Here is a 16,490-nt window from a genome sequence, read left to right on the forward strand (position 1 = left end):
GGCAGAAAGCGATCCCGTGACCTTCACTCCGCCCGCGTCCTTTACTACCCGCCCCACGCTGCAGGGAACGTTCGGCATGAGTGCCTCAACCCACTGGCTGGCCACGGCCTCCGCGCAGGCTGTGCTGGAGCGCGGTGGCAACGCCTTCGATGCCGCGGTGGCCGGCGGGTTTGTGCTGCATGTGGTGGAACCGCACCTGAACGGTCCCGGAGGCGATATGACCGGTGTGTTCGCCACAGCGGACAATCCCGGACGTCCCGTGGTCCTCATGGGGCAGGGGCCTGCCCCCGCCGGCGCCACGCGTGAGCATTACCTCACCGAAGGCCTTGAGCTGGTGCCCGGCGCCGGCGCCCTCGCCGCGGCGGTTCCGGCGGCGGTGGACGCGTGGCTTCTGCTGCTCCGCGACCACGGTTCCTGGGAGCTCGGCGAGGTGCTCGCCTTCGCCGTTGATTACGCCCGCAACGGCCACCCGGTGGCGGGCCGGGTGGGAGCAACCATCCAGGCCGTGGCAGAGCTGTTTACCGACCACTGGCCCACGTCCGCGGCGCAGTGGATGCCCGGGGGAAGAGCGCCCCGGGAAGGGGAAATCATCCGTAACCAGGCGTACGCGCAGGTGCTGGAGCGGATGGTGGCTGCCGGCGCGGGGGAATCCACCCGGGAAGGGCGGATTGATGCCGCGCGGAGGGAATGGCGTGAAGGGTTCGTGGCCCGGGCCGCCGTCGAATTCCTCGCCGGACCGCACCGGCATTCCTCGGGGACGAACCATGCAGGTGTCATTTCACTGGCCGACTTTGCCGGGTTCGAGGCGTCCTTTGAACCTGCCGTGACATTCAATTTCCGCGGCTACACCATCGCCAAGACCGGTGCCTGGGGGCAGGGCCCGGCGCTATTGCAGACCTTGGCCATCCTGGCAGGGTTCGGGGACGAAAGGCTGGACCCCTCCACCGCCTTGGGTGCCCACACCATCCTGGAGGCGCAGAAACTGGCCATCGCGGACCGGGAAGCCTATTACGGAGATGCGCAGGTTCCGCTGGAGCACCTCCTCAGTGAGGACTACGCGGCCGCCCGGCGGACGCTGATCGGTGATACTGCGTCCCACGAGTTCCGGCCCGGCACGGTGCCCGGCCGCGTGCCCTTCATGCCGCCGCTGCGCACGGAGTACCAGCCACCGGCAACCGACGGCGGCGGCTTTGCCGGGGTGGGCGAGCCGACGGTGGCGCCCACCGGGGAAGTGCGGGGCGACACCTGCCACATCGACGTGGTGGACCGGTGGGGAAACATGGTGTCCGCCACCCCGTCCGGCGGCTGGCTGCAGTCCTCACCCACCATCCCTGAACTTGGTTTCTGCCTGGGCACCCGGCTGCAGATGACCTGGCTGGAGGAAGGCGCCCCGTCCACCCTGACACCGGGCAAGCGTCCGCGCACCACACTGACCCCCACACTCGTGCTGCGGGACGGCCATCCGGTCTCCGCGCTGGGGTCCCCCGGCGGAGACCAGCAGGACCAGTGGCAGCTGCTTTACCTGCTGCGCACCATTGTGGGCGGGTACACCCCGCAGCAGGCCATCGACGCGCCTGCCCTGCACACCACCTCCATCCCGGGATCGTTCTGGCCCCGCACCTGGACCCCGGGCGGGGCAGTGGTGGAGGACCGGCTGGGCGGGGACGTCATCGCGGAGCTCGAAGCGCGTGGCCATGTCGTGAGCAGGGCTGGGGACTGGACGCTGGGGCGCCTCTCCGCAGTGACGCGTGAACCGGGAACCGGCCTGCTGCAGGCTGCCGCGAACCCCCGGGGGATGCAGGGATACGCCGCAGGACGCTGACGACGCACCGCATCATGCCCGGAAGAGGCCGGACACGTCCGTACTCCGTTCCGTTGCCGGAGGTGCCCGCCTATCGTGGGAGAGGGGAAACCCTTCCTACTGTGAGCGAGGCAGCGCCATGGCCAACATCACCACCCGACCCGTCACCAAACTCGGAATCGTAGGTGCAGGCAGCGTCGGCACCTCGTTGGCCTACGCAGCCATCATCAGGGACACCGCCCGCGAGATTGCCATCTATGACATCGATGCGGTCAAGGCGGAGGCCGAATCGCTGGACCTGGCCCACGGCACCCAGTTCACCGGGGCCAATACGGTTACCGGGGGCGGGAACATTGAAGCGCTCGCAGGATCCGACGTCATAGTGATAACCGCCGGGGCCCGGCAGCAGCCGGGCCAAAGCCGGCTGGACCTGGCCGGCACCAATGTGCGGATCCTGGAGTCGCTGATGCCGCAGCTCATGGAACAGGCCCCGGACGCGGTGTATATCCAGGTCACCAATCCTGCGGATGTCCTGGCAGTAGCGGCGCAGAAGATCGGCGGCCTGCCGCGTAACCGCATCTTCTCCTCCGGCACTGTCCTGGACACCTCGCGCCTGCGCCTCCTGCTGGCCCGTGAGGCACATGTGCTGATGACCAGCGTGCATGCCACCATCATCGGGGAGCACGGAGACTCGGAATTCCCCGTCTGGTCCAACGCAACCATCGGACCGGTCCCCATCCGGGAGTGGCAGGTCAGCGGGCGCCAGGTCTTCACCGATGAGTTCCTGGCGGCTGCCACCCATGATGTGATCAACGCCGCCTACCGGGTGATCGAGGGCAAGGGCGCCACGAACTACGCCATCGGCCTTGCCGGTGTGCGGATTGTGGAAGCGGTCCTGAACGCCGAAAACGCCGTACTCCCGGTATCGGCCACGCTCGCCGGGGAGTACGGGATCCGGGGAGTTGCCCTGTCGCTGCCCTCGATCGTGGGGCACAACGGTGTCTACAAGATGCTGGAAATGCCGCTGGATGATGCGGAGAAGAACAAGCTGATGGATTCGGCGGAGACCCTGCGCAAAACCCTGGACTCACTGGGGATTTAGAAACCGGGCATTTAAGCAGGTTCGGCGGCGCCGTCCCGGAAGGGAACAGCGCCGCCGACTGCCGTGGGACCTAGCTGGCGGGTACGGTCTCGGAGACGGCTGCTGCCGGCTCCTTCGCCAGCCGCACGGCGTCGTCGAACTCCGCCTCAACCTCCGGAGAGGGTTTGTGCGTGAACAGGCTGACCACCACGGCCAGGATCACGTTGATGAAGAAACCGGGCACAATCTCGTACAGCGTTCCGGACAGGGCGTCGATGCTGCCCCAGATGTAGGCGGTCAGCGCGCCGGCGATCATGCCGGTCAGCGCGCCGGCAATGCTCAGGCGGCGCCAGAACAGGGCCAGCAGGATGGTGGGGCCAAAGGCTGCCCCGAAACCGGCCCAGGCGAAACCGACGAGGTCCAGGATGGTGGAGTTGCGGCCCAGGGCGATGAGGATGGAAATCACCGACACCACCAGCACGCCGAGGCGGCCCAGCATCACCAGGGACTTCGATGAAGCGTCCCGCTTCAGCACAATCTTGTACAGGTCCTCCACCAAGGCCGAGGACGTCACGATGAGCTGGGAGGAAATGGTGCTCATGATCGCGGCCAGCACTGCTGCCAGGACGAAACCGGCCACCAGCGGATGGAAGAAGATCTGCGCGAGGCTCAGGAACACGGCTTCGGGATCGTCCAGGGTCAGTGCGTTCTGCTGGAAGTAGGCCACGCCCACCAGGGCCGTGAACATGGCACCGACGACGCTGAAGAGCATCCAGCCGACGCCGATGCGCCGTCCCGCCTTGGCATCGGCAGGGGAGCGCAGTGCCATGAACCGGACAATGATGTGTGGCTGGCCGAAGTAGCCCAGGCCCCAGGCCAGCGCCGAAATAATGCCCAGCGCTGTGCCGCCGGCGATCGGGTCGAGCATGTCCGGGTTCACCTCGCGGATGGAGTCGACCATGCCACCGAAACCGCCCACCTGTGCCAGTCCCACCGCCGGAACGAGGATCAGCGCCGCAACCATCATGAGTCCCTGCACCACGTCGGTGTAGCTGGCGGCGAGGAATCCGCCGAAGAGCGTGTAGGCGATGGTCACTACGGCCACGATCAGCATTCCGGTGACGTACGTGGAGCCGAAGGAGCTTTCAAAGAAGACACCGCCGGCCACCATGCCGGAGGAAACATAGAACGTGAAGAAGACCAGGATGATGATGCCGGAGACTACACGCAGCGTCCGGGAGCGGTCCCGGAGCCGGTTTTCCAGGAAGCTGGGAACCGTAATCGAGTTGTTGGCCACCAGGGTGTAGGCACGCAGCCGCGGAGCGACGAACTTCCAGTTCAGCCAGGCACCGACGGTGAGCCCGACGGCGATCCAGCCTTCCACCAGGCCGGAAACATAGATGGCGCCGGGCAGCCCCATCAGGAGCCAGCCGGACATATCCGAGGCGCCGGCGCTCAGGGCGGCGACGCCCGGTTTCAGGTCCCGGCCGGCCAACATGTAGTCGTCGAGGCTGTTGGTCTTCCGGTAGGCCCACCAACCGATAGCCAGCATCGCGAGCATGTAGACCGCCATGGCGATCACCTTGTACGTCTGGTCAGTCATTATCTTGGATTGCCGTTCATTTAGGGGGTGGATCAGGGGTTACGGCATCCAAGTATGTCAGACGTCACATGGACATCAGTTCCCGCAGGCGCCACGCGTTCCGCACGGCATGGCCCTCGCCGTCGTTGTTGAAGTATGCATACACGTCTTTTCCTGATTGGTCCCATTCGCGGATCCGTGCCGCCCACCACGCCAGGTCCTGTTCCGAATAGGATCCCGCGTACAGGTGCTCCGGGTCCGGGCCGTGCAGCCGGACGTACACAAAATCCGCTGTCGCGCGCAGGGTGCAGGGAAGGTGGGCGCCGCTCATCACCGTGTACGCAGCGTTATGCCGCTCCAGCAGGCCGAAGACGTCCTCGGAATTCCAGCTGTCGTGTCGGAATTCCACCGCCACACGGATGCTCGGGGGAAGCTGGGAGAGTACGTAGTCCAAACGTTCGTCGTTGCGCTCCATGTCGGGGGAAAGCTGGAACAGCAGCACACCTGAGCGGTTTCCCAGCACCTGGAAACAGCGGTCGATGCGTCCAATCCACTCATCCGGATCCCGCAGCTTGCGGGCGTGCGTCAGCCCGCGCGGGGCTTTAACGGAGAAGACGTAGCCCTCCGGCAACCGGTCCCGATACGCAGCGAACGCTTCTTCCCGGGGCCAGCGGTAGAAGCTGCCGTTCAATTCCACGGTGTCGAATTCCTCCGCGTACTTTTCCAGCCATATGCGTGCCGGTACGCCTTTGGGGTACAGCACATTGCGCCAGTGGTTGTAGGCCCAGCCCGATGTTCCGATATGGATGCTCACGTCATCCAACCTAGCGGCCGGATCCGGACCCCGGCGGGATTGTGCCCGTCCGGCAGGGGTTCCACACTGGAAGAAGACCCAGCCGCGCTGCCCGTACCCCGGCGCTAACCACCCGCCCCCGTGCCGCTAGGAGCGTCCCATGGATGACGAGCTTCCCGATGACGGGGTGGACTTCCTGCACATGGTGCGGGATCTGCCTTCCGCTCCTGCTGCCATCTACTCTGCGTGGCTGGACCTCTCCCGGATTACGTCGTGGTGGGGAGCCGAAGGTTTTGTGGTTCCGCCGGACCGAATCGTAGCCGATGCCCACGAAGGCGGGAACTACCAGGCCTGTATGGTTCATACCGCCACGGGCGACGAGATGTGGTGGGCCGGCGAATACCGGGTACTGGAACCGCCGCACCGCTTGGAGGTGACAATGCAGTGGAGGCAAGGGGACGGCACCCCCGCAGGCCCGGTGCGGCTGATCACCGTGGCGCTGCAGCCCCTGCCGGACCTGGATGGCGAAGCGCTCACCCGCATGACGTTCCGGGCAGGCCCGTTCGTCGGGGACAGGGAGCTGCGGGCTCATGAAACCGGGTGGGGTGAGTCCTTTAGCCGGCTGGCCGGCTACCTTGCACGCCACGGCGGCCGCTCCTAATGCTGTCCCGGGCACGGCAAAGGCGTTAGCCCCAACATACGGCCGGATGAAATAAGCCGGCGGCCGCCGCGGTTGTATCTGGCGTGCCCGGACAAAACTGCCGGCATGCAGGCAACTGAAAGGCAAGCACCCCCATGACTGTCCCGCTCTCCATTCTCGATCTCGCCATCATCGATGAGGGCGAGAGCGCGAGGGATTCCTTCGCTTCCTCGCTGGCGCTGGCCCGGGAGGCGGAAAAGCTCGGTTACACCCGCATCTGGTACGCCGAACACCACAACATGCCCACCATCGCTTCCTCTGCCACCAGTGTGCTGATTGGCTACATTGCAGCGCACACCGAGAGCATCCGGCTGGGCGCCGGCGGCGTGATGCTGCCCAACCATGCGCCTTTGACCATTGCCGAGCAGTTCGGCACCTTGGAAACGCTGTTCCCCGGCCGCATCGACCTGGGGTTGGGGCGTGCACCCGGTAGTGACCAGAAGACCATGCGCGCACTGCGCCGTGACCCCATGTCGGCAGACAGCTTCCCGCAGGACGTCCAGGAGCTGCAGGGTTACCTGACCGGCAACACCCTGATTCCCGGGATCAGCGCGACGCCGGGCGCCGGCACCAACGTGCCGCTGTACATCCTAGGCTCCTCACTCTTCGGCGCCAAGCTGGCCGCAGCCCTGGGCCTGCCGTACTCCTTTGCGTCGCACTTTGCCCCGCAGGCCCTGCAGGACGCCGTCAGCATTTACCGGCGGGACTTCAAGCCCTCGGCGCAGCTGGCAGAGCCGTACGTTATTGCCGGCGTTAACGTCATTGCCGCAGATACCACCGAAGAAGCCCAGGAGCTGTTCGCCGATTCAATGCGCCGCCGCGTAACCCAGCTCTTCGGCCGCGACCGCACCTTCACGGACGAGGAAGCCGACGCGATCCTGCAGTCCCCGGGCGGACAGCAGGTCAAGCAGATGGGCCGCTACTCCGCCGTGGGCAATCCCGGGGAGGTCCGGGACTACCTGGACTGGTTCACCGGGCATGCGCAGGCGGATGAGCTGATTGTCGCCACGCAGACGGCCACCTTGGAGACCCGCCTGCGCTCCTTCGAACTGCTCGCAGAGGCAGCGCTGCCCGTCGGCGCCTAGGCCCTCCCTGCACCGGGCCTGTGCTAGATATGAAGGATGAGCACTAACCCCGGGGTTGCACCCTCCGCCATCCATTGTCCGGTTCCCATGCGCTGGGGCGACATGGATGCCTATGGGCATATCAACAACGTGGAAATAGTGCGCATGCTGGAAGAGGCACGCGTGCATGCGTTCGGTCCTCCCGGCGGCACGGGAGGACCGGGCATCGCGCCCGCCGTGCCGCTGTTCACCGATGTTCCCCCGGGCACGCAGTCCCTAGTGGTGGAACACCGCATCCGTTACGTCGCCGAACTGACCTATCGGAACATTCCGGCCGACGTCGATGTCTGGATCAGTGCGCTCAAGGGCGCCAGCCTGACCCTCGCCTATGTCATCTCCGATCCGGTCACCGGCAAACCCTGCGTGCGCGCGGAGACCACCCTGGCCTTCGTAGACGGCACCACGGGCGGGTTGCAGCGCCTGACACCGGAGCAGAAGGAGATGGCAGCGGCCTACATGGGCGATCCGGTCTTCGCCTGAGGCCCCCAAGGGTCCGGTCTGTTCTGAGGCTCGCCTGGTCCGCAGGTCTGCTCCGGGCAGGCCGGGGCTTCTGCCGGGTCCGGGCCCCGCGCTAGCATCGGGGGACACCCGCACTCGAAGATTTCCTTATAGAAGGAGCTACGCCGTGTGGCATAACCTCGGCATCACCCCGCTGGAAGCACTTTGGGTAGTCCTGGGGGCCGTGGGCATCTACGCGGCCTTCTATCTTTTGGTCCGGGCCTTCGGACTGCGCGCACTGGCCACGTGGTCAACCTTGGACAAAGCCGTGGTGATTGCCCTCGGTTCGCTGCTGGGCCGCGTGGTCCTCGGCTATACCCCCACCCTCAGCGCCGGCATCATCGGCCTGGCCACACTGTTCGCGATGCTGCGCCTGGAGCGCTGGTGCCGGGAGAAGGACATCCGGTTCTTCTCCAGCCGGCCGATACTCCTGATGGCCGGCAGCGAGATACTTCCTGAGGGCCTGCGCCGCGCGCGGGTGGTGGAGGATGAGCTGTACTTCAAGCTGCGGCAGGCGGGAATCTGCAATCTTTCTGAAGTGGCGGCTGCCGTTCTGGAAACCACGGGTGATGTGACCGTCCTGCGGAGGGGGCAGCGGATAGATCCCCTGCTGGTGCGCCGGGTGCCGAACCGGGAGCGGATTCCTGCGGATCTGATGCTTCCGGATTAGACAGGCAGAGGGGCAGTTTGGTCTTACGGCCAACCTCGTGTAGGCTGAAACGCAGTTGTTGTGTTGCGCATTTTGTATTTCAAGCGGCGAAACCCACACGGGCTAGCCGCTTTTCTGTAAAAGCGGTAAAGGAACACCGCGACTGAAACCTCCCGAAAGTCGGGAAGTGTTTCAATCCAGAAGGAATATTAAAATGGCTACAGGTACCGTGAAATGGTTCAACTCCGAAAAGGGCTTCGGCTTCATTGAGCCCGACGACGGCAGCGCCGACGTCTTCGCTCACTACTCCGCTATCAACTCCAACGGCTACAAGTCGCTGGACGAGAACCAGAAGGTTAGCTTCGACACCGAGCAGGGCCCCAAGGGCCCGCAGGCCTCGAACATCCAGGCCCTCTAATTTCTTAGAGACTTTGTAACGGCTTCAGCGCCGTAACAGTAAAAAGCAGGACGGGTTCGCCCGTCCTGCTTTTGCGTTAACCGGCGCGGCCCACCGAGACCCGGTTGTAGCCGGATCCCCGGGGTTGCGTCCTTCCCCTCGCAGCGAAGGGAAGGACACAAACCTAGTCGTGAATCCGCACGGCAGCCTCGCGCAGGTACTGTTCCACGCGGGTGTAGGCATCCTGGGTCAGGGCCTTCCAAAGATTCATGCTGAGCACCGGATCCTTGGCAGCCAGTTCATCAATGGAATCGGCGGTCAGGACCATAACCTTCAGCGGCCCGGATGCCTTGACCGTGGTTTCCTGCCGCTTGTCCTCGCCCATGGCCATTTCACCAAACGTCATGCCGGGCCCCAGCGTGGCAAGCTTCACCCTGCTGCCGTCCGGCCCGGGCATGGAGGTGGTGATGTGCCCCGAGACGATGAAGAACACGCCTCCGAAACGCTGGCCTACGCGCCGGACAACGTCGCCGTCGTCGTAGGTGCGCTCCTCCATCATGTCCTGCAGCAGCCCGGCTTCCTCCGGCTGCAGGGGACTCAGGGCAGGCGAATCCGCCGGATTGATGCTGGCCGGCAGCACTAATTCGGAGCCATGCCCCTCCAAAAGCCTGTTCTCGCACCATTCAACGGCGGCGGAACGGGTGGTGAAGGAGGCGGTGTCCCGGCCAAGCTCCTGCAGCGCATCGGTAACCGATCCCTCCACGTCCACCAGGGCCAGTTCACGGCCGTCACGGCGGAGCATGTCCTCCGCCTCGGCAATCAGCCGGATGGCGACGTCGGAGACTTCATCAACACTGCGCAGATCGGCGACGACAATTTCCACCTCGTCCGGCAGGTCGCTGAGGGCGCGGACCATGGACTCCGCCCCGGCGAAAAGGAGATCGCCGTTGAGCTCGATAACCTGCACCCGGTGTCCGTGTCCGGCAAGGATTTCGGCCGCCTCATCAGTGCGGCGGATGCCGGAGGGAGTGGCCGTAATGTCGTAAATGGCCCGGATGGCCGAACGGCCGGTTCGGGCGGCCCGGACAAAATGGAGGCCCAGATCAGAGGACAGCCGCTGGCTGACGGCAACGCCGCGCACGCTGTTGCCGTGCTCGTCCAGGGGAGGGGAGTAGACGGCCAGGCCCACCTGCCCGGGCAGGACAGCCAGGATGCCTCCGGCCACACCTGATTTGGCGGGCATGCCCACGTTGCTGATCCAGGAGCCGGCGTCGTCGTACATACCGCAGGTGGTCATGACCGAGAGGACGCGTTCAACGGAGAAAAGGTCCAGCACTTCATCCCCGGAGAGGGGATGCCTGCCGCCATTGGCGAGCGTCGCTGCCATCAGGGCCAGGTCCCGGGCATTGACCAGCACGGAGCACTGCCGGAAATAGTCCTCGATGATGGGTTTGGGATCGGATTCAATAATGCCGAAGGAGCGCAGCAGGTACGCCAGCGCAGTGTTGCGGTGCCCGGATTTCAGTTCGGAAGCGTAGATCCGCTCGCTGACGTCCAGGCTCCGGCCGGCGAAGGCGGAATAGGTATCCAGGATCCGTTTGAACCGGGACCTGCCGCCGGACCCTTTGACCAGGGACGTTGCGGTAAGGGCGCCGGCATTGATCATGGCATTGGCGGGCCGGCCGGTACCTTCAGCCAGGGAAATCTCGTTGAACGAGTCGCCGGAAGGTTCCACGTCCACTTTTTCGTCCACCGCGTCCATGCCCAGATCAGACAGGGCCAGCCCGTAGGTGAACGGTTTGGAAATGGATTGGATGCTGAACTCTTCGCGGGTGTCGCCCACCTCATAGACGTACCCGTCGGCGGTAGCCAGCGCTATGCCGAAGTGGTCGGGGTCAACGTTGGCCATGGCCGGAATGGCGCTGTACGGATGGCCGTCTTTCATGCCCGCTATCTCGGCGTGGATCCGGCGCAGGTAGTTCTCAATCGGGGAGTCCATACTTCCACCCTATGGGGTCACGGAGGGGTGACTCTCCCGGGGGTGCGTTATATACTTTGAGCAGTTGCGGTGTTGTGCAATGTGTATGTTCAAGCGGCGGAACCCAGATCCAGGGCGAGCCGCTTTTTCTGTACTTGTCCAAAAAGGCAGCGCGACGTGAAACTCCCCGAAGGTCGGGGCAGGTTTCGTTAAGAAGGATGATTAAAAATGGCAACAGGTACCGTGAAATGGTTCAACGCTGAAAAGGGCTTCGGCTTCATCGAGCCCGACGACGGCAGTGCCGATGTTTTCGCTCACTACTCCGCTATCAACGCCAGTGGCTACCGGTCGCTCGAAGAAAACCAGAAGGTTAGCTTCGATACCGAGCAGGGTCCGAAGGGCCCGCAGGCGGTTAACATCCAGGTCGTCTAACCAGACTTTCAGGTCCGTTTCACGGGCCGGCTTGAATCAGGAGCAGGACGGGATTTCCCGTCCTGCTTTTGCGTTCCCTGCGGCGCGGCAGGGTGCGGCTACACCCATCGGTCCAGGGCGCTTTCCAGGAGCTCCAGGTCAATCCGGGCGTGCTCGCGACCGATCCTCTCGGCGTCGGCGGCACGCTGTTCGATAATTGCCGCAACCAGGAGTTCATGGTCCGCCAGTGACCTTTTCTCCATGTCCCGCATGCCGGCGGCATCTCCCCAAACGTGTGACGGCGCCGCGATGCTGACTCGGCCTTCCACTTCGGCAAGCACAGCCTGCAGGGTGGCGTTGTGCGCGGCGGCGCTGATTGCCAGGTGCAACTGGCCGTCGGCCTGCTGGGATTCCAGGCCGGAGGCTGCCGCGCGGAATGCTTCAAGTCGCCGGGCCAAAACGTCTATGTCCGCTGCCGTCCGGTTCACCGCCGCTGCCCGGCAGACGGTTCCCTGCAGCAGGGACACTGCCTCGCAGGTGTCCCGCAGAGCCTCCCACCGGCTGGAAAGGATTCTGCGGACGGCCGGGCCCGAGGAGGTCGGAGGCTGCTCCTGACAGACAAACGAGCCGCCGTTCCGGCCCCGCTGGGTGCGCAGCAGGCCCTGGTCCACGAGCCGCGCAATGGCGGCCCGCACTGTCATCCGGCCCACCTGCAGTGAGGCGGCGAGGTCGCGTTCGGCAGGGAGCCTGGAACCGGGCAGGTACTCGCCAATCGCAATGGCTGTCACCAGGCGGTCCACTATCTCATCCACCCGGGACGAACTCTCAAGCGGGGTGTCCAAGCCGCCAACGGTGCCGGTCATTGCTGTCCTCCTGGTCAGCCTGACTCCTGGCGGAGAGGCGTCGATGCGTAACAAACATACTAATCGGCTTATTGGTCTTGTTTCGATACCTTTCCTCGGTAATGATGATTTTCGCCGGCCCCGGCGGCATCTCCATCGCCGGGTTTCCATGTCGGCTCCTCCGAGCCCGAAAGCACAATGCCATGAACCGTTCCCCCCGCTCCCCGGAGCGCGATTCCCAGCAGGAGCTGGAATCCCTGGGTTACAAGCAGGAACTCCGCCGGTCAGTTTCCACGGCCGATCTCCTTATTTACGGCCTGATTTTTATGCTGCCCATCGCGCCGTGGGCCATTTTCGGCACGGTGTACAACGCTTCCGGCGGCATGGTGCCGCTTGTGTACCTCATCGGGCTCATTGCCATGATCTTCACGGCTCTCGCGTATGCGCAGATGGCCAAGCACATTCCGTTGGCCGGGTCGGTGTTCTCCTACGTGGGCCGCGGAATCCATCCGAACGTGGGGTTCTTCGCCGGATGGGCCATTCTGCTGGACTACCTCCTGGTGCCGACCCTGCTCTACGTTTTCGCGGCTGAGTCCATGGTGGGCATTTTCCCGGAGACGCCCCGCTGGATCTGGGCCGTCGTGTTCGTTGTCATCAATACCGTGGTCAACCTCGCCGGCATCAGTTCCATCAAGCTGATGAACCGGGTTTTCCTGGCCATCGAACTGCTGTTCATCGTCATCTTCGTGGTCATTGCAGTTACGGCGCTCAACGGCGGCACGGTTCCCGGAGCAGAACTCACCTGGGCTCCGCTGTGGGATCCGGAAACAGTCTCCGGACCGCTCATTGCCTCGGCCCTGTCCATCGCAGTGCTCAGCTTCCTGGGCTTCGACGGCATCTCCACCATGGCCGAAGAATCCACCGGCGGCCGGAACAGCGCCGGCAAGGCCATGATCACCGCGCTGATTATCGTGGCGTCCTGCTTTATCCTGCAGACCTGGCTGGCCAGCGCACTGGCCGGCGGACGTGAGTCCTTCGGGGATGACGAGGTAGGCAACGCGTTCTTCACCATTGTCGAGGCCGCCTCCAGCAGTGGCTGGGCTACCGCCTTCCTCGCAGTGAACGTGGTGGCCGTCGGCATCGCAAATGCCATGGCCGCCCAGGCCGCCACCTCGCGCCTGCTCTATTCAATGAGCCGGGACCGGCAGCTGCCGGCAATGCTGAGCCGCATCAATTCCCGCCAGGTGCCCCAAAACGCCATCCTGCTTGTCTCGGGAATCTCCGCCGTCCTGGTCCTGTTCTTCGTAGGCCAGATCGACCTGATTTCCTCGCTGGTGAACTTCGGCGCATTGTTCGGCTTTATGCTCCTGCACCTGTCGGTGATCGTACTGTTCATCGTCCGGAAGAAGTCCCGGAACTTCCTGCTGCACCTGGCCGTGCCCGTAATCGGGTTCCTCATCATCGGTTACGTTTTGTTCAACGCGAACACGGAAGCGAAGGTGGGCGGACTGGTCTGGCTGCTCATCGGCGCGGGCGTGTTCATTTACTACCGTGCCACGGGGCGGAAGACGGATCTCTCCGGCGACGGGGACGCCGTATCAGTAGCCGCACCGGGCCAGGGAAAGGCATAAACACATGGATCACTTTCTGGACAAAACCCACGGCAGGTTCGGTTTTGCCGCCACTGAAAGCCCTGCGCTGAAAATCGCGCCCGGGACAGGCGAAACAATCGGCTTTGAAACCAGCGACGAGGTGTACGCCCAGCTCCACGAGTTCCGCGACATGGACGAGCTGACTGTCGGGATCAACCCGGTAACCGGGCCCGTCTACGTTGAGGGTGCCATGCCGGGCGATGCCCTGGCGGTCACCATCCACGAGATCCGGCTCAAGGACCGCGGCTGGTCCGTCAGCCTTCCCGGGTCCGGTGCCCTGCAGCATGTGATGGGCGAGGAGATGTTCACCCGGCGCATCCCGATTGACGACGACGGCGTGCACGTCACCGAGCGTCACACCTTTGCCCCGCGTCCCATGATCGGCTGCATCGGCACCGCCCCGGCGGAGGGCAGCAACTCAACCATCATGCCGTCCACCCCGCAGGGCGGGAACATGGACCTGGTCCAGTGCCGGCCCGGCTCAACCGTCTATCTGCCGGTGATGGTAGAGGGTGCCTACCTCTCCATCGGCGATATCCACGCCATCATGGCCGAGGGGGAGTCCTCCTTCGTGGCCATCGAGGCGGAAGGCATCGCCGTCGTCAGCGTGGACCTGGTCAAAGACATGACCCTGCGTGCCCCCCGGGTCGAGACTGAGGATGAATGGATCTTCGTGGGATTGGGGGATCCGGTACAGGAGAGCATTACCCGGGGGTATGAGGACATGTTCAGCTTCCTTGTGTCTGACCACGGGTGGGACCGGGGGGATGCCTACGCGGTCATGAGCGCTGTGGCGGATTCCCAGCTAGGCGGCCCGACGGGGTCGGCAGAGCCGGATCCGCTGCATCCCTTCACCGCCGTGGGCGCGGTCACCATCCACCGCCTGCCCAAGGCGGTCCTGACGCAAACCGGCAGCCCGGCCTAACAGCTGAAGTCACCGGATGCAGGGCCCGCCGCCGTACCTTGGCGGCGGGCCCTGTGCGTGTTGCCCCACGTTCCCCGACGGCGGGCTTACAACGGCAGGAACCGCGCCGTGCCGGGTTTTGCGGCGGGCCAGTTTAGCGCAGTTTCGGGGCATCCACGAGGGGTAAATCCAAGCGAAAAAAAAGTCGTTACGGGCCATCTACGCCACGAATCTGCTCCGCTACGCTGGAGAGGGCGAGAGAAGGTTGCAGCATGGAAATCAGCGCAACGGGTGGCCTGGACAGGCTCATTGCAGGCCGATACCGTCTCATCGAACCCATCGGGCATGGTGGGATGGCCACCGTCTACCGGGGCCGGGACGACGCACTCGGGCGAAGCATCGCGGTCAAGCTGTTCCGGGCCAGCGCTGTTGCTCCGGACGACGTCGGGCGGCAGGAAAACGAAATGCGGCTCCTGGCCTCACTCTCGCATCCGGGGCTGGTGACTCTGTTCGACGCGGGCAAGGACGACGGCGTGCGGGCTGACGCTGAAGCCGGCGAGCCGCGGACCTACCTCGTGATGGAGCTGGTGGACGGAACGGATCTGCGGAAGCGGCTGCGCGACGGCGGGGTCCGGCAGGCCGACGTCGGCTTCATCGGGGCCGAGCTGGCGGGTGCGCTGGCATATATCCATCAACGCGGGGTGGTGCACCGGGACGTAAAACCGGCGAACATCCTGCTGCCCCCGGCCATTGAGGGCACGGCGCCGCGGGCTAAGCTGACCGATTTCGGCATTGCCCGGATCCTCGACGGAGCCCGGATCACCGCTGCAGGTGCCACGCTTGGCACCGCGAACTACCTCAGCCCGGAGCAGGCGTCCGGGATGGGCGCCGGCGCGCCCAGCGACGTGTACTCCCTGGGGCTGGTCCTGCTCGAATGCCTCACCGGAAAAGTGGAATTCGGCGGCAGCGCCATCGAATCCGCGGTCGCCAGGCTCAGCCGGGACCCGGACCTGCCCTCCTTTCTCGACGGCCACTGGCGCGACTTGCTCGCCGCCATGACCAGCCGTGATCCGGACGGGCGTCCGACGGCGGCGGAGGTCTCGGCGGCACTGCTCGAATCGCGCCGTGATAGGGGAGCGGTCCGTGCAGCCGGGACGTCGGGCCCCCCGCCCATCTCGGCGGAAATGTGGAACGGGCCGGTGACCGCCCCCGGTGTGGAACCGCCGGCTGCAGCACCGATTCATCCCTCGGCCCCGCTTCCCTCGGCGCCGCTGTCTGCGCAGCCGGAGCTGCCCGGCACCTCGATGGAATCGGCCGCCCTGCCCCTGACCTCCGCACCCAAGGTCCCGCCGCGGGTGGGGGCTGCCACCGGTTCGGCCCCACGCGCCGCTACGTCTTCGCGGGTGCAGGTGGTCGCCGATCCCAGGCCCGCGTCAGGCAAACGTGCGCTGCTCGCCCTGCTGGTGGTGACCGTGCTGACAGCCGCGGTTGTCCTGGTCCTCGGCCGGATGGGGGCACTCCCCGAAGGCGGGGCTCTTCCCAGCAATATCGGGCATAACCTGGAACGCCTGCAGGAGAGTTTCGGCCCGTAGCCGCTGCAGAACGCGGGATACTGGTGAGATGAGTTCCGCCACCCCCACACCGGCCCTTCCCGTGTCCTCACGCTGTCCCTGCCTAAGCGGCGAAACCTATGGCGAGTGCTGCGGCCGCTTCCATGCCGGGCGGGCATCCGCCCCCACCGCCGAGGCCCTGATGCGCTCGCGCTACAGTGCATTCGCTACCGGGAACGTGCCCTACCTGCTGGCCACCTGGCATCCGGACCACCGCCCCGCGGACCTGGAACTGGACCCGGACCTCGAATGGCGCCGGCTGGACATCCTGGCGACAACCGGTGGAGGTCCGCTGGATTCGACCGGGACGGTGGAATTCCGGGCCCACTACCGGCAGGACGGTATTCGCGGCACGCAGCAGGAGCTGAGCAGCTTTGTCCGCGAGCACGGCAAATGGCTGTATGTGGACGGACGATAGCCCCCGCCTTCTTCTCACGTCCCGGGCCAGGACCTAGGCTGGAAAGCATC

The 16,490-nt window shown here is 64.9% G+C and carries 16 protein-coding genes; 12 read left to right on the forward strand and 4 right to left on the reverse strand.

The window, feature by feature from the left end:
• The first annotated feature begins 16 nt into the window (after nucleotides 1-16).
• Both AC5RVB_RS10005 and AC5RVB_RS10010 read left to right on the forward strand, forming a co-directional pair.
• On the forward strand, nucleotides 17-1,822 hold the full coding sequence (locus AC5RVB_RS10005; protein ID WP_494142614.1) for a gamma-glutamyltransferase family protein: 1,806 nt from the start codon (nucleotides 17-19) through the stop codon (nucleotides 1,820-1,822).
• A gap of 118 nt (nucleotides 1,823-1,940) precedes the next feature.
• A complete protein-coding gene (locus AC5RVB_RS10010; protein ID WP_227904073.1) occupies nucleotides 1,941-2,903 on the forward strand; it encodes an L-lactate dehydrogenase in 963 nt (320 codons plus the stop codon).
• Between the two features lie 70 nt (nucleotides 2,904-2,973).
• On the opposite strand, the gene putP is transcribed toward AC5RVB_RS10010, so the two are convergent.
• Complete coding sequence (gene putP, locus AC5RVB_RS10015; protein WP_227904075.1) at nucleotides 2,974-4,485, reverse strand: sodium/proline symporter PutP; 1,512 nt, start codon at nucleotides 4,483-4,485, stop codon at nucleotides 2,974-2,976.
• 64 nt (nucleotides 4,486-4,549) lie between these two features.
• Nucleotides 4,550-5,278 (reverse strand): DUF72 domain-containing protein, encoded by a 729-nt coding sequence (locus AC5RVB_RS10020; RefSeq protein WP_494142615.1) that lies wholly within the window; start codon nucleotides 5,276-5,278, stop codon nucleotides 4,550-4,552.
• A 139-nt stretch (nucleotides 5,279-5,417) separates the two neighbouring features.
• On the opposite strand from AC5RVB_RS10020, the gene AC5RVB_RS10025 reads away from it, so the two are divergent.
• From AC5RVB_RS10025 to AC5RVB_RS10045, 5 genes are all read left to right on the forward strand, one after another.
• A complete protein-coding gene (locus AC5RVB_RS10025; RefSeq protein ID WP_494142616.1) occupies nucleotides 5,418-5,918 on the forward strand; it encodes an SRPBCC family protein in 501 nt (166 codons plus the stop codon).
• A 134-nt stretch (nucleotides 5,919-6,052) separates the two neighbouring features.
• On the forward strand, nucleotides 6,053-7,042 hold the full coding sequence (locus AC5RVB_RS10030) for an LLM class flavin-dependent oxidoreductase (protein WP_227904081.1): 990 nt from the start codon (nucleotides 6,053-6,055) through the stop codon (nucleotides 7,040-7,042).
• A 36-nt stretch (nucleotides 7,043-7,078) separates the two neighbouring features.
• The gene (locus AC5RVB_RS10035; protein ID WP_227904082.1) at nucleotides 7,079-7,561 is read left to right on the forward strand and encodes an acyl-CoA thioesterase; all 483 of its coding nucleotides are present in this window, start codon (nucleotides 7,079-7,081) and stop codon (nucleotides 7,559-7,561) included.
• Between the two features lie 145 nt (nucleotides 7,562-7,706).
• A complete protein-coding gene (locus AC5RVB_RS10040) occupies nucleotides 7,707-8,249 on the forward strand; it encodes a DUF421 domain-containing protein (protein ID WP_227904084.1) in 543 nt (180 codons plus the stop codon).
• Nucleotides 8,250-8,442: 193 nt separating this feature from the next.
• Nucleotides 8,443-8,646: a cold-shock protein gene (locus tag AC5RVB_RS10045; protein ID WP_146362594.1), complete on the forward strand. Its 204-nt coding sequence runs from the start codon at nucleotides 8,443-8,445 to the stop codon at nucleotides 8,644-8,646.
• Nucleotides 8,647-8,809: 163 nt separating this feature from the next.
• Here the strand turns inward: AC5RVB_RS10045 and glsA are convergent, their stop codons facing one another.
• Nucleotides 8,810-10,624 (reverse strand): glutaminase A, encoded by a 1,815-nt coding sequence (glsA, locus tag AC5RVB_RS10050; protein ID WP_494142617.1) that lies wholly within the window; start codon nucleotides 10,622-10,624, stop codon nucleotides 8,810-8,812.
• Nucleotides 10,625-10,831: 207 nt separating this feature from the next.
• Between glsA and AC5RVB_RS10055 the strand changes: the two genes are divergently transcribed.
• Nucleotides 10,832-11,035, forward strand: coding sequence for a cold-shock protein (locus AC5RVB_RS10055; RefSeq protein WP_227904088.1), 204 nt, complete (start codon nucleotides 10,832-10,834; stop codon nucleotides 11,033-11,035).
• Nucleotides 11,036-11,133: 98 nt separating this feature from the next.
• On the opposite strand, the gene AC5RVB_RS10060 is transcribed toward AC5RVB_RS10055, so the two are convergent.
• A complete protein-coding gene (locus AC5RVB_RS10060) occupies nucleotides 11,134-11,877 on the reverse strand; it encodes a FadR/GntR family transcriptional regulator (RefSeq protein ID WP_227904090.1) in 744 nt (247 codons plus the stop codon).
• A 182-nt stretch (nucleotides 11,878-12,059) separates the two neighbouring features.
• Here AC5RVB_RS10060 and AC5RVB_RS10065 point away from each other — a divergent pair, with 182 nt between their 5' ends.
• The 4 genes from AC5RVB_RS10065 (at nucleotide 12,060) to AC5RVB_RS10080 (ending at nucleotide 16,440) form a co-directional block, all read left to right on the forward strand.
• Complete coding sequence (locus AC5RVB_RS10065) at nucleotides 12,060-13,487, forward strand: APC family permease (RefSeq protein WP_227904091.1); 1,428 nt, start codon at nucleotides 12,060-12,062, stop codon at nucleotides 13,485-13,487.
• A gap of 4 nt (nucleotides 13,488-13,491) precedes the next feature.
• Entirely contained in the window at nucleotides 13,492-14,433 is a 942-nt protein-coding gene (locus tag AC5RVB_RS10070; protein WP_494142618.1) for an acetamidase/formamidase family protein, read from the forward strand.
• A 251-nt stretch (nucleotides 14,434-14,684) separates the two neighbouring features.
• The gene (locus tag AC5RVB_RS10075; protein WP_494142619.1) at nucleotides 14,685-16,004 is read left to right on the forward strand and encodes a serine/threonine-protein kinase; all 1,320 of its coding nucleotides are present in this window, start codon (nucleotides 14,685-14,687) and stop codon (nucleotides 16,002-16,004) included.
• 28 nt (nucleotides 16,005-16,032) lie between these two features.
• Entirely contained in the window at nucleotides 16,033-16,440 is a 408-nt protein-coding gene (locus tag AC5RVB_RS10080) for a YchJ family protein (RefSeq protein ID WP_227904097.1), read from the forward strand.
• Nucleotides 16,441-16,490 lie beyond the last annotated feature (50 nt).

This window comes from Arthrobacter sp. Y3225209, from assembly GCF_059090685.1.